Source organism: Acinetobacter sp. YH12251, from assembly GCF_013417465.1.
GTDB lineage: Bacteria > Pseudomonadota > Gammaproteobacteria > Pseudomonadales > Moraxellaceae > Acinetobacter > Acinetobacter amyesii.
In genome coordinates this window covers 15,774-29,199 of the sequence record NZ_VPDZ01000014.1, presented here as the reverse complement: position 1 = coordinate 29,199, position 13,426 = coordinate 15,774, and the positions used below count along the sequence as shown (strand labels likewise).

Here is a 13,426-nt window from a genome sequence, read left to right as displayed (position 1 = left end):
TTTTGGCATTTTGTTGTTTAATTTTTCTTTTAGGTAGTTAATGTCCTAACTTTCGAGCGATGTATTTAAACAGGAAGCCTAAGAGTATGCATATCGTGACAGCAGGGATAACCACTTGAGTGAGCCAAACATCAATATGATCTAGACTCCAACTTAAAATTAAAAATAAAAAAGCACACAAATATGCGCAGTTAAAGCAAATGTTCGACAGTTTGTACATGCGAAAGAGAGTAATTCGTTTGGTGGTCACGAATCTCTATCTTACTGAATAATGAGGAAAGGTGTAGTTTTAATATCAGAAAAATAAACTAATTGAATAATCATTATTCAATATTATTGATTATGTTTTTAAATCTTCGCAATTCTTTATACCTTAAAGAAAAGCCTTGCTGTGAGTCAGAAAAACTTGACCTTCCCATTGTGGTAAAGTTTAAGCTATAGCCTAAAACAAGCACATATGATTGGGATGTTGCCATGACAGATTCGACAGAACACAAACTTTTTGATGGCACACTTGCTATTGAAGGGATGACCTGTGCTTCTTGTGTGGCACGGGTGGAAAAAGCCTTAAAAAAAGTCGATGGCATCACTGATGCTCAAGTGAATTTAGCCACTGAAACAGCACATGTTCAGAGTGATAAAAATGTGGATTATTCTGCTGTAATTCAGGCCGTTGAAAAGGCCGGTTTTGGCGTTGCACAAAAGCAGCTTGAACTTGAAATTGAAGGGATGACTTGCGCATCGTGTGTTGCACGTGTTGAAAAAGCCTTAAAGATAGTTCCAGAAGTCATCGATGCAAAAGTGAATTTGGCAACTGAAAAAGCCACGATTACGGCATTGGCATCTGTTGAAAATTCTGTATTGGCGAAGTCTGTAGAAAAAGCAGGTTTTCATATTGCACAGCCCAATATTGAATTAAATATTGATGGAATGACCTGTGCTTCATGTGTGGCACGGGTTGAAAAAGCCTTAAACGCTGTAGACGGTGTCAATAAAGCAACGGTAAATTTAGCCAGTGAAAAAGCCTTTGTTCAGGCTCCCGCTTCAAAAACACAAGAATTGATCGCGGCAGTTAAAAAAGCGGGATATAGTGCGACCGTTGCTACGCAGCAACAACCGACAATGGCAGAAAAAAAAGCCGATGAAGCTCGGTTACTCAAGCGTGATTTAATCATCGCACTGGTACTTGCTGTTCCTGTTTTTATCTTGGAGATGGGATCACACATGATTCCAGCGTTTCATCATTTTATTGCGCATAATTTAGGGACACAAAATAGTTGGTATATTCAGTTTATATTAACCACTTTGGTCTTAATTCTACCCGGAAGACGCTTTTACCAGCACGGCATACCTGCACTTGCTCGACTTGCCCCGGATATGAATTCCTTGGTCGCAGTCGGGACTTTATCTGCTTATAGTTTTTCTTGTGTTGCAACATTTGCCCCACAATTATTACCGCAAGGTACCGTTCATGTGTACTTTGAAGCAGCTGCAGTAATTGTCGCGTTGATTCTGTTGGGGCGTTTTATGGAGGCGAAAGCCAAAGGTAAAACATCGCAAGCTATTCAATACTTAGTCGGCATGCAACCCAAAACAGCACGTGTTGAGCAATCTGGTACCTTTATAGATTTACCGATTAGTGATGTTGAAACAGGCATGCTGATTGAAATACGGCCTGGTGAACGTTGCCCAGTCGATGGTGCTGTAGTGTCTGGGAACAGTTATATTGATGAATCCATGATCAGTGGCGAGCCAATTCCTGTCGAGAAAAAAGCCGGTGATCAAGTTGTCGGCGGAACCATTAACCAAAATGGGGCCTTGAAAATACAAGCCACTGCGGTAGGTCAAGATTCTGTTTTGGCACAAATTATCCATATGGTCGAACAAGCTCAGGGTTCAAAATTACCGATTCAAGCTTTGGTGGATAAAGTCACGTTATGGTTTGTACCGGTGGTGATGGCGTTGGCCTTGATCACCTTTTTAGTTTGGTATGTTGTAGGACCTGAACCGAGTTTAACCTATGCCTTAGTCAATGCTGTAGCAGTACTGATCATCGCATGTCCATGTGCAATGGGTTTGGCAACGCCAACATCTATTATGGTCGGTACAGGGCGAGGTGCAGAACTTGGAGTTTTGTTCCGTAAAGGTGAAGCCTTACAACAACTCAAAAATACGCAAGTGGTTGCAGTCGATAAAACAGGGACATTGACGGAAGGTAAACCGAAATTAACTGATTTTGAAGTCACTGAAGATTTTGATAAAGATCGCGTATTTCAGTTATTGGTCTCTGTAGAGCAGAAATCTGAGCATCCGATTGCATATGCCATTGTTCAAGCTGCAAAAGAGATGCAAGTGCAACTTTTAGAGGTTGAGCATTTTGATTCCGTGACTGGTGCTGGGATTCAGGCCGTTGTTGAAGGACAAAGCATTTTTATCGGTGCAGATCATTTGATGCATAAACTTGGTTTAGATACACAAATCTTTTCATCACTGGCGGAACGCATGGGCAATGAAGGGAAAACCCCGCTCTATGTATCGATCGATCAACAGCTTGCTGCCATTGTTGCTGTAGCCGACCCGATCAAAGCTACAACCTTCGCAGCCATTCAAGCTTTGCATGATTTAGGGCTGAAAGTGGCCATGATTACAGGCGATAACCGACATACTGCCACTGCCATAGCACGACAGTTGAAGATTGATCATGTGATCGCTGAAGTAATGCCAGACCAAAAAGTGCAATCTGTACAACAATTGCAAAAAGAACATGGTGTCGTATGTTTTGTCGGCGATGGTATTAATGATGCACCTGCACTTGCGCAAGCAGATGTCGGCATGGCTATTGGTACAGGGACAGATGTGGCGATAGAGGCCGCGGACGTTGTGCTTATGTCGGGTAATTTACAAATGGTACCGACAGCGATCGCACTGAGTACTGCGACGATAAATAATATTCGCCAAAACCTATTTTGGGCATTTATTTACAATGCAGCATTGATTCCTGTCGCTGCAGGTGTGTTATATCCATTCTTTGGCATATTGCTTTCACCTATGTTCGCCGCAGGTGCAATGGCACTTTCATCGGTGTTTGTTGTGTCAAATGCCTTACGTTTAAAAGCATTTAAAGGGCCAGTTTTTCAGGAGTCTTGAGATGAATATTGGACAAGCAGCGAAAGCATCGGGCATTTCTGCAAAAATGATCCGCTATTATGAATCGATTGGGCTGTTAAATAATGCGCAGCGCACCGATGCCGGCTATCGAGTTTACTCGGAAGCCGATATTAAAACCTTGAGTTTCTTAAGACATGCGCGTGATTTAGGTTTTTCTTCTGAACAAATGAAAGATTTACTTGGGCTTTGGAAAAATCAAAGTCGGCAAAGTGTAGAAGTTAAAGCATTGGCGTTAAAACATATCCAGACCTTAAATCAAAAAATCGCAGACTTACAGGCCATGGTTGAGATCTTGCAACAGTCTGTCGATGGCTGTGCCGGTAATGATCAAGCCGATTGTACGATTTTAAATCAAATCGAAACGGGCATGGCTGAGTGCTGCCATACAGCAAAGATTTAAATCCGCTTGACCTTACAATCGTGGCAAGGTTTATAGTGTTGTTATTAGAAAAGAAGGATGAATATCATGAAATTTCGTATTGATAATATGACATGCGGTGGTTGTGCCCGTAGCGTAACAGCAACGATTAAAGACTTAGACGAAAATGCAACGGTCACTATTGATGTAGCTACAAAATTAGTTGATGTTGAATCTAGTGCTAGCGCAGAGCAATTGATTAGCGCTTTAACCGAAGATGGCTTCCCACCTGTGATTGCATAACCTAGATATTGTTTAATGAAAAAAAAGCCGAACAATTGTTCGGCATTTTTTTATTTATAAATCAATTTTATACGGCTGAAATTTTATCTGGCGTCATCAGCGCCTGATTAATATATAGCTTGATTAAGCGTTCACGTGAACCGATTGATTTTTGATAATGCGTTGAATTGAGGAGTAGGGATGCACCATAAGTGACCGTCCAAATATAAGATAAATAATCACGTATCGACATTGCGCTTTCAAGTGATTTTAGATAATCACTGGTCATATCCTTAATTTCAATAATACGTTCTTCACGAACACGATAGAGCTCTTCAAATAACTCTTTTAATTTACGTTCATTATTGGTTAAGCGTTCTTCAATGACATGTAATAATATAGTTCTATTAGAATTCAACATATTATAAAGCATATATTGTGAAACATAAGTTTTAATATCATGATTATATTTTTTTGAAATTTCTAATAAGCGTTTTTCATTTAAGATAATCAGTTCTAAATATAATTGGTTTTTACTTTTAAAATGTTTATAAATCGTGCCTTTGGCAATATCTAGTTCACAAGCTAACTCACTTAAGGTGATGTCTTGATTATTATCTAATAGCAGGGTTTCTGCCATGGCTAAAATTTTTTCCTTGCGAAGGATAAAATTTTGTTGGCGTACTGAACTCATGATAACTGTTCCATAAACATCTTGAGGGTGAACAAGCCTAGCTTAAGCTAAATCTTGTGAATCTTACATTCCACTATGGTCTCAAATATTACATAAATTGGTTTAAAAATAAACACATTAGTAGAGTGCGTAAAACATATAGAATTCATAGCATAAAATTAATGTCAATAAAACTGAACCCTTGAGGTCATTTTTTTGAAATAAAATTCCATTTTTATTTTTTTTAATTTATTGTCTTTTCGCTTTTACAACAAAAGCAGCATTTAACAAAACGGTCTTGGTTGTTATGTTATTAATACAACCTAAATTAAACATGATTATAGGTACTATTATGTTTGGTTTTAATCAATTACCAATTATAAATTTATTCAATTCAATAAATTTATTTAATTGTAATAAAATAATGCTGCTCAAAATATCAGGTGGTTATTTTCCACTTGTCGGTAAAAACACATTATCTATATCAATTTTAGATATCTATCTGAAAAAACAGATCTTTAAAAAATCCACACAAAATTGATTTGATGATTTTGTGCGGGAGCATGCAACTTTAAAAAAGTACTTTGTCAAAGACGCTGACAAAGCCTGTAGAAAAGGAAAGTACAATGCCAATATACAATGCGCCGTTAAAGGACATGGACTTCATCTTAAATGATGTATTCAATGCAGATGAGTTCTGGCAGTCAAATGAAAACTTAGCTCATATTGATATGGCGACTGCAAATGCCATTTTAGAAGAAATGGCTAAGTTTTCTAAAAACGTTATTCTAGACTTGAACCGTACTGCAGATGAAGAAGGTGGTGCGCAGTTTAGTAATGGTGTTGTTACTACGCCTACAGGGTTTAAAGACGCTTTTAAACAATTCGCTGAAGGTGGTTGGGTTGGTTTAGGCGCTTCTGAAGAATGGGGCGGCCAAAACATGCCGAAAATGTTGACGGTACTTGCTGACGAAATGATTTGGAGTACCAATCCATCATTTATGTTGTATCCACTACTGACTGTGGGTGCAGGTATGGCGATTAATGACCGTGCTTCGCAAGAGCAAAAAGAAACCTATCTTCCAAAATTTTATACGGGTGAATGGTCAGGCACTATGTGTTTAACTGAACCACATTCAGGGACTGATTTGGGGATCATTAAAACCAAAGCAGAGCCGAATGAAGATGGTTCATTTAATATTACAGGCACGAAAATTTTCATCACCAGTGGTGAACATGATCTGTGTGAAAACATCATCCATCTTGTGTTAGCAAAAACGCCAAATGCACCTGCGGGTTCACGTGGTATTTCATTGTTTATCGTTCCAAAATTCCATGTCAATGCCGATGGCTCCGTCGGTGAACGTAATGCTGTTTCAGCGGGTTCAATTGAACACAAGATGGGTATTAAAGGTTCTGCAACGTGTGTTATGAACTTTGATGGTGCCAAAGGTTATATCGTTGGTAAAGAAAACGAAGGTCTTGCGGCGATGTTTGTCATGATGAACTATGAACGTTTATCGATGGGTATCCAAGGGATTGGCGCTGCAGAATTTGCTTACCAAAATGCTGCACAGTATGCGACTGATCGTCTACAAGGTCGTTCTGCGACAGGTGTGAAATCTCCTGAAAAACCAGCAGACTCTATTTTAGTACATGGTGATGTACGTCGTATGTTGTTGAATGTACGCGCCAACAACGAAGCATCTCGTGCATTTGCTGTGTATGTTGGCCAGCAACTGGATATTACAAAATATTCAACTGACGAAGCTGCTGTGAAAAAAGCCAATGACCGCGTGGCTTTATTGACACCTATTGCAAAAGCCTACCTAACAGATACAGCCCTACAAGCTACTTTAGAAGCGCAAATGTGCTTTGGTGGTCATGGCTATATCCGTGAATGGGGTATGGAGCAATGCATTCGTGACTTACGTATTTCACAGATTTACGAAGGCACAAATGGCGTACAAGCGATTGATTTAATTGGACGCAAAACCACGAAATGTAATGGTGCATTTATTGCCGAATACATTGCTGAAATTCGTGACTTTGCTGCAACCATGGCTGATTCAAAAGTTAAATCTGCAGCATTGCAAGTTTCTGACGAAGTTGAAGCATTAACGCAATTCATTATTGAACAATCTAAGACCACCCCAGACTTTAGCAGTTCGGTGGCAGTCGATTACCTGCACGCTGTTGGTTTACTCAGCTTTGTGTATATGTTTGCGCGTATTAGCAAAGCTGCGGCTGCAAAACCAGAGAGCTTCTTCCAAAACAAACTGGTACTCGCAGATTTCTATGTTGAGAAAGTTCTACCTGACCTTGCTGCCCGTGCTCAACGCATTAAAGCAGGTTCTGAACTTATCATGCAGCTATCTGAAGAATACTTCACCGCTCAATCTTAAGGTTTCATCGAAACTACTGTGAAAAACATTAAGATGGAAAATCTGAGGAACCAGTCATGGTTCCTTGGAGTTAAAAGATTTAAAACAGGATGAAATAAGAAATGATTGTAATTGTAGATGGCGTACGTACAGCGATGGGTGGTTTTCAGGGTTCACTTTCATCTTGTACAGCCCCAGACTTAGGTGCTGCAGCGATTCAGGCTGTTGTTGCACGTGCAGGTTTAGAACCTACAGATATTGACGAAGTTATTTTTGGCTGTGTATTACCGGCTGGTCTTAAACAAGGTCCTGCACGCCAAGCGATGCGTCAAGCAGGCTTACCAGATACAACGGGTGCCACCACGATTAATAAAATTTGTGGTTCAGGCATGAAGGCAGTGATGCAAGCAGCTGATGCGATTAAAGCCGGTTCTGCTAATATTGTGGTTGCTGGTGGTATGGAGTCGATGTCAAATGCGCCATATTTACTTGAAAAAGCGCGTTCAGGCTATCGTATGGGTCATGGTAAAACCACAGACCACATGTTTCAAGAAGGCTTAGAAGATGCTGAGACAGGTTTGTCGATGGGCATACTTGCACAAGATATGGCAGATAAAAAAGGCTATACCCGTGAACAGCAAGATGCTTTTGCCATCAACTCACTCAATAAAGCCGTTGCAGCGATTCAAGGTGGTTTCTTTAAAAATGAAATCGTGCCGGTTACCGTTAAAAGCCGTAAAGGTGATGTCGTTGTTGACACAGATGAACAGCCTTTAAGTGCTAAGCCTGAAAAAATCCCTACACTGCGTCCTGCATTCAAAAAAGACGGCACGATCACAGCTGCCAATGCCAGCTCAATTTCTGACGGTGCATCTGCTTTGGTGGTTACATCAGAAGAAACGGCCCAAGCACGTGGTTTAACACCACTGGCAAAAGTCGTTGCTTATGCTACAAATTCACAGCATCCGTCAGAGTTCACGATTGCTCCAGTCGGTGCTATTGAGAAAGTACTTGCACAAGCCGGTTGGGATGCACAAGAGGTTGACCTGTGGGAAGTCAATGAAGCATTTGCTATGGTTACAATGCTGGCGATTGATGGATTTAACTTAGATGAAGCAAAAGTGAACATTCATGGTGGTGCTTGCTCACTTGGTCACCCACTAGGTTCATCAGGTTCACGTATTATTGTGACGCTGATTCATGCCTTAAAACGCACTGGCGGTAAAAAAGGTGTCGCAGCACTGTGTATTGGTGGCGGTGAAGCAACTGCAATTGCGGTTGAACTGATTTAATTTGCCTCAATTTATATAAGTAAGCTTTTAGATAAGTAAGTTTTTAGATAAGCAATAACAAACGCTATCTCAGTTCGCTGGGATGGCGAAAAAAGATGTTTATTTTGAGATATTTATTTTTTGAGATTTAATTATGAATGGTTTAGATCGCATTCGCTTACTCTCCCTTCGCGACAAAGTAATGTCTGCTGAAAAAGCGATTGAGTTAATTCAAGATGGTTCAGTGGTTGGTTTAAGTGGTTTTGGTGGTGCAGGTGAGGCAAAGACGGTTCCATTGGCACTTGCAGATCATGCAGTTTCACATCCTCTTCGTATCACGTTGGCAACGGGTGCTAGTTTAGGAAATAGTATCGATGGTCGCCTCAATGCGGCGCATGCGATAGAACGTCGTTATCCGTATCAGGCAGATCCTGGTTTACGTAAAGCCATTAACGCTGGCGAGGTCATGTATATTGACCAACACTTGTCTGAAATGGCCGATAATATTCGTCATCATAATTTACCGCGCATTAATGTGGCCGTTATTGCAGCGACTGCAATTACAGAAGATGGTCAAGTTATTCCGACAGGTTCATGTGGTAACTCAGCCAATTTCATTGAAATGGCAGATCATGTGATTATTGAAATTGATAATACAATTAACCCAGTGCTTGAAGGTGTACATGATATTTATGTGCCGAAAGCGCGACCAAACCGTGGGCCAATTCCACTGACTCAGGTCGGTGAACGTATTGGTACGATTGGGATCAATGTCAGCCCCGATAAGATTTCAGCTATTGTGTTGAATGATCTGCCAGATACCCAGTTTAAAATGGATGAACCTGATGCTGAAACCCTAGCGATTGCTCAGCACCTGATTGATTTCTTTGAAGGTGAAGTAGCAGCAGGGCGTTTGCCTGAAAATTTAGGCCCGCTACAGTCAGGTGTGGGTTCGATTGCCAATGCTGTATTTGCTGGTTTTGAGCATTCGAATTTTCATGATTTGGAAATGTATTCAGAAGTACTACAAGACTGTACTTTCCAGCTAATTGATTCTGGAAAAATGAAATTTGCCTCAGGCTGTTCAATGACGTTATCTGAGCCTTGTGCACAGCACGTGATGAACAATTTTGATCAGTACAAAGACAAAATTGTGTTACGTCCACAAGAGCTATCCAATAACCCTGAAATCATTCGACGTTTAGGCATTATTGCGATTAATACGGCGCTTGAGTTTGACATTTACGGAAACGTAAATTCGACCCATGTGACGGGTACGAAAATGATGAACGGTATTGGCGGTTCAGGAGACTTTACTCGTCATGCGCACATTGCCATTTTCGTAACCAAGTCGATTGCAAAAGGTGGTGCGATTTCATCTGTGGTGCCAATGGTGAGTCATACCGACCATACTGACCACGACGTTGACATCGTGGTTACAGAGCAGGGCTTGGCAGATTTACGTGGTCTTTCACCACGTGAGCGTGCACGTAAAGTCATTGAAATCTGTGCACATCCAGATTATCGCGCAGCATTGTTGAGCTACTTTGAACGCGCATGTGAGCTTGGTGGTCAAACGCCGCATATTTTAAAAGAGGCTTTGTCTTGGCATGCCACTTTTGAAGAAACCGGTTCAATGCGTCAAATCGTATAAATCTAAAGATTGAAAATATTTAAATAAGCCCACAATCAAGTGGGCTTATTTATTATGAAAGACTACAAATGTTTCAAAACATGACAAAAGAAAAACAGCAGGACTTGGTTTGCAACTTTTGCACAACACGAACGGTCTAAAGTTCTCTTCAAGGCTTTCTATAATGCAAAATTCATTGACAAAGAAGGTCAGTATTTTGAAAAAGATTCAATTATTTTCTGCGATGTTGTTCGCAGTTCTCCTCACTGCATGTAAACAAAGTCCAGCGCCTGATTATGCAGGAACATGGCAAAATACCGCAGTAGATCCGCAACTTGAAAATGCGCTGATTATTAGTAAAAATGGTGAAAACTATTTCATTACCAATACTTTAAAAGATAAACAAAGTGGTAAATCTGAAAAGAAAAATCCTGTACCTGCGTCTGTTGCTGAATCTGGGTTACTGGCTGTAAACTCTGGGACAGGTGCTGTTGAATTTGCGATTGACGAAAAAACTGGAAATTTAGTTGGGTCTGGATCCATTTATAAAAAAGTAAAATAGATCAATTATCTATAGATGCAAAAATATCAAAAGCAGCCTCTAAGTTGGGCTGCTTTTTAACTTTTAAGCGAACGCTTATTTACTTTAACTTAGTTCAGAACCGAAGAGAAATCATGGATAAAATAATCCGCTTTATTTTTGATTTGCTCAATTTCGTGCTCTGAATATGCATCATACACGGCAACCACTTCAATGCGTGCTGCATTTGCAGCTTCTACACCAATGAGTGAATCTTCAAAAATTAAACATTCTTCAGGTTGAACGGCAAAATATTGAATCGCCTGTAAATAGACTTCAGGATGCGGCTTAATATTTTTGACACTTTCACGGGTCAGGATCAGATCAAAGCTATTTTCAAAATGCAGCTTTGGATAAATGTTAATATTTTTTTGATATCGATAAATATTTTGCAGGCTGGTCGTGGTGGTAATTGCCACCTGAATGCCTTGCTGAATGAGCTGCTGAACAAATAACGCTGCATGTGGTTTAAGCAAGATGATATGTTCTAAAAAATGCTGTGAAATGGCATATCGTTGCTGTTTGATTTGATCTGCTGTGTGTTGTTCAATCTTATAAGTATCTTTTAGATAGTTACAGTACATTAAGTAAGGGTCTGGTGTATTTTTAAATAATTGCAGCTGAATGTCACGTTCACGTTGAATTAAACCCAGTTGGATGGTTTGTCCAGTTAAATGTTGAATCAAATCTGCGTCGACCTGATTCCACACGCCAACAGAGTCGATAAGTGTGCCATCTAAATCAAAACAAACCAGTTTTTTTCCTTGAAGCATGTTGATATCCAAATTCGAGCTGTGTCTATTATGCGGACGGATTGGAGTGTTGAAAAGCCAAATGCAACTGAGCAGGCTAAACTGGTGTTTCATCTGCAATAAAAGTAATATTTCGTTATTGGCTTTTTGTATAATTCAGCAGATGATGCACAGCATAACTTGCAATATTTAATTAGGGATTAAATCTTTCGTGTTTGAATTGGACTGTAAACTTCTTAGCATTTTTTTTCATGTTTATAAGTACAAAAATGTGTCACAAGCTGCTGAACACTTGCAGATGAGTCAGCCTACAGTCAGTAATATTTTAAATAAAATACGACAGCATTATAACGACCCCTTATTTTTACGTATCGGCAATGAAATGGTGCCTACGGAGTTATCGCGTCAATTATTTCCTTTAGTTAGCGAAGCCTTGAGTAAAGTCGAAGCCATTAATAATTTTACGATTAATTTTGATCAAGCCATTTCAGATCAACAATTTACTTTGGCCATGACCGATGTTTCGCATTTGGTTTTATTGCCTAAAATCAGCCAATATCTAAAAAAACACGCGCCACAAATACGTCTGAATGTACGCCCGATTACCACTGAAACCAGTTATCAAATGGCGAATGGTGAAATTGATTTAGCATTGGGGTTTTTACCACATTTGGAAAGCGGTTTTTATCAACAAAAACTGTTTGAGCAATATTATGTGGTGATTGCAGCTAAGGATCATCCACGATTAACGGGTGACACCATTACAACTGAGCAATATTTATCAGAGTCGCACATTGATATTGATGCAGGGATGGGGCACTACCATATTGAAAATGAGCTGCTTAACCTTGATTTAAAACGTGATATTTTGATGCGGTTACCTAGTTATTTAGGTGTGGGCTTGGTTGTGCAAGATACTGATGCGATTGCAACTGTGCCGTACTACTTGAGTGAAGTATTGCTTTCACGTGGTAACTTAAAAATATTTGATGCGCCGATTGCATTTCCAACCTATGGCGTGAAGCAATATTGGCATATGTCGTGTCATCATAAAACCAGCCATCAATGGCTGCGTCATATGTTCCATGAAATCTTAGTGAAGTAAAAAATACCATTAAAAGATCTCGTGTAGAAAAATTGATTGCGAGACGTTTAGTGAATAAAAGCATAAGCATTCCACTAATCGATAAATGCAATTTTGTGATAAATATTGTCAATTAACTTATTTTTCATCATAAAGCTGACTGATTAGTATGTGAATTAGTTATCACTTTTTATGAAAAAAATATGAGCGGCAAATCAAAACCTTTAATTATTACGGCGATCGTCATTGTGGCGATCGCTGCTTTCGTATATTTCCAAGCTAAAAAATCTACTCCTGACACTTCAACGGCTGCAATTGCGCAAAAAGATCAGAAAGCGGTAGTCATTGCCTATCAAACGGGTGTTGATCCGAGCAAAGTGGCGCAGGCCAATGGCGACTATGAAAAAGACAGCCAACAGCCCATAGAATGGAAAAAATTTGATACGGGCGCAGACGTTGTAAATGCTTTGGCATCAGGTGATGTCAGTATTGGCAATATTGGTACCAGTCCTTTAGCTGCTGCCGCCAGCCGTGATTTACCTATTGAAGTGTTTTTTATCGCAGCAAAACTGGGTGCTTCAGAAGCCTTAGTGGTGAGCAATAAATCAGGCATTGAAAAACCTGAAGACTTAAAGGGTAAAACCATTGCTGTGCCTTTTGTTTCTACAGCACATTACAGCCTACTTTCTGCATTGAAGCATTGGAATTTATCTGAGGCTGAGGTCAAAATTATTAATTTACGCCCGCCTGAAATTTCAGCGGCGTGGGAACGTGGCGATATTGACGCGACTTATGTATGGGAACCTGCTTTAAGCAAGGCGAGTGCCACAGGTAAAGTTCTGACCGATTCTAAGCAAGTTGCAGAATGGGGCGCACCAACCTTTGATGTATGGGTAGTTCGTAAAGACTTTGCAGAGCAAAATCCAGAGTTTTTAAAATCTTTCGTTCAAACTTCTTTAAAGAAAATAGATGAATACAATCAAGATCCGAAAGAGTTTGAAGCGAATACTGCTTATATCAATAGCATTGCGCAATTAACCGGTTCTGATGCGAAAAATATTCCATTACTGCTATCAGGCAATATTTATTTGAACCAGCAGCAGCAAGCTCAAAGTTTCAGCACAGATTTTGCCAAGAATATTTTAGATACAGCGAGCTTTTTAAAAGCCCAAGGCAAAGTAGATAAAGTCAAAGCCGACTATAAAGACAATGTAACAGCCTTATTTGTTCAGCCTTAAGGA

Annotated in this window: 11 protein-coding genes; 9 read left to right on the top strand and 2 right to left on the bottom strand. The window is 39.8% G+C overall.

The features are described from left to right. The first annotated feature begins 474 nt into the window (after positions 1 to 474). The 3 genes from FTV27_RS12650 (at position 475) to FTV27_RS12640 (ending at position 3,829) form a co-directional block, all read left to right on the top strand. On the top strand, positions 475 to 3,147 hold the full coding sequence (locus FTV27_RS12650; RefSeq protein ID WP_180078854.1) for a heavy metal translocating P-type ATPase: 2,673 nt from the start codon (positions 475 to 477) through the stop codon (positions 3,145 to 3,147). Between the two features lies 1 nt (position 3,148). Next, positions 3,149 to 3,568 (top strand): Cu(I)-responsive transcriptional regulator, encoded by a 420-nt coding sequence (cueR, locus tag FTV27_RS12645; protein ID WP_111884371.1) that lies wholly within the window; start codon positions 3,149 to 3,151, stop codon positions 3,566 to 3,568. A gap of 66 nt (positions 3,569 to 3,634) precedes the next feature. Further along, positions 3,635 to 3,829: a heavy-metal-associated domain-containing protein gene (locus tag FTV27_RS12640; RefSeq protein ID WP_078190942.1), complete on the top strand. Its 195-nt coding sequence runs from the start codon at positions 3,635 to 3,637 to the stop codon at positions 3,827 to 3,829. A gap of 67 nt (positions 3,830 to 3,896) precedes the next feature. On the opposite strand, the gene FTV27_RS12635 is transcribed toward FTV27_RS12640, so the two are convergent. After that, complete coding sequence (locus FTV27_RS12635) at positions 3,897 to 4,502, bottom strand: TetR/AcrR family transcriptional regulator (protein WP_078190941.1); 606 nt, start codon at positions 4,500 to 4,502, stop codon at positions 3,897 to 3,899. Between the two features lie 605 nt (positions 4,503 to 5,107). On the opposite strand from FTV27_RS12635, the gene FTV27_RS12630 reads away from it, so the two are divergent. The 4 genes from FTV27_RS12630 to FTV27_RS12615 all read left to right on the top strand — a co-directional run bounded on the left by FTV27_RS12630 (position 5,108) and on the right by FTV27_RS12615 (position 10,331). Beyond that, positions 5,108 to 6,886: an acyl-CoA dehydrogenase C-terminal domain-containing protein gene (locus FTV27_RS12630; protein ID WP_180011711.1), complete on the top strand. Its 1,779-nt coding sequence runs from the start codon at positions 5,108 to 5,110 to the stop codon at positions 6,884 to 6,886. Between the two features lie 101 nt (positions 6,887 to 6,987). After that, a complete protein-coding gene (locus FTV27_RS12625; RefSeq protein WP_078193795.1) occupies positions 6,988 to 8,157 on the top strand; it encodes a thiolase family protein in 1,170 nt (389 codons plus the stop codon). A gap of 133 nt (positions 8,158 to 8,290) precedes the next feature. Continuing rightward, complete coding sequence (locus FTV27_RS12620) at positions 8,291 to 9,790, top strand: succinate CoA transferase (RefSeq protein WP_171319206.1); 1,500 nt, start codon at positions 8,291 to 8,293, stop codon at positions 9,788 to 9,790. A gap of 223 nt (positions 9,791 to 10,013) precedes the next feature. After that, complete coding sequence (locus tag FTV27_RS12615) at positions 10,014 to 10,331, top strand: hypothetical protein (RefSeq protein WP_111884393.1); 318 nt, start codon at positions 10,014 to 10,016, stop codon at positions 10,329 to 10,331. Positions 10,332 to 10,420: 89 nt separating this feature from the next. On the opposite strand, the gene FTV27_RS12610 is transcribed toward FTV27_RS12615, so the two are convergent. After that, positions 10,421 to 11,122, bottom strand: coding sequence for an HAD family phosphatase (locus tag FTV27_RS12610; protein WP_180078852.1), 702 nt, complete (start codon positions 11,120 to 11,122; stop codon positions 10,421 to 10,423). A gap of 190 nt (positions 11,123 to 11,312) precedes the next feature. Here FTV27_RS12610 and FTV27_RS12605 point away from each other — a divergent pair, with 190 nt between their 5' ends. After that, positions 11,313 to 12,206, top strand: a complete 894-nt coding sequence (locus tag FTV27_RS12605; protein WP_078190935.1) for a LysR substrate-binding domain-containing protein — start codon at positions 11,313 to 11,315, stop codon at positions 12,204 to 12,206. Positions 12,207 to 12,388: 182 nt separating this feature from the next. Next, positions 12,389 to 13,423: a taurine ABC transporter substrate-binding protein gene (gene tauA, locus FTV27_RS12600; protein WP_180078850.1), complete on the top strand. Its 1,035-nt coding sequence runs from the start codon at positions 12,389 to 12,391 to the stop codon at positions 13,421 to 13,423. Positions 13,424 to 13,426: the final 3 nt, after the last annotated feature.

Bases quoted from the DNA above. Each gene is read 5' to 3' on its own strand.
- FTV27_RS12650 (WP_180078854.1), top strand. From the start codon at position 475: ATGACAGATTCGACAGAACACAAACTTTTTGATGGCACACTTGCTATT.
- cueR (WP_111884371.1), top strand. From the start codon at position 3,149: ATGAATATTGGACAAGCAGCGAAAGCATCGGGCATTTCTGCAAAAATG.
- FTV27_RS12640 (WP_078190942.1), top strand. From the start codon at position 3,635: ATGAAATTTCGTATTGATAATATGACATGCGGTGGTTGTGCCCGTAGC.
- FTV27_RS12635 (WP_078190941.1), bottom strand. From the start codon at position 4,502: ATGAGTTCAGTACGCCAACAAAATTTTATCCTTCGCAAGGAAAAAATT.
- FTV27_RS12630 (WP_180011711.1), top strand. From the start codon at position 5,108: ATGCCAATATACAATGCGCCGTTAAAGGACATGGACTTCATCTTAAAT.
- FTV27_RS12625 (WP_078193795.1), top strand. From the start codon at position 6,988: ATGATTGTAATTGTAGATGGCGTACGTACAGCGATGGGTGGTTTTCAG.
- FTV27_RS12620 (WP_171319206.1), top strand. From the start codon at position 8,291: ATGAATGGTTTAGATCGCATTCGCTTACTCTCCCTTCGCGACAAAGTA.
- FTV27_RS12615 (WP_111884393.1), top strand. From the start codon at position 10,014: ATGTTGTTCGCAGTTCTCCTCACTGCATGTAAACAAAGTCCAGCGCCT.
- FTV27_RS12610 (WP_180078852.1), bottom strand. From the start codon at position 11,122: ATGCTTCAAGGAAAAAAACTGGTTTGTTTTGATTTAGATGGCACACTT.
- tauA (WP_180078850.1), top strand. From the start codon at position 12,389: ATGAGCGGCAAATCAAAACCTTTAATTATTACGGCGATCGTCATTGTG.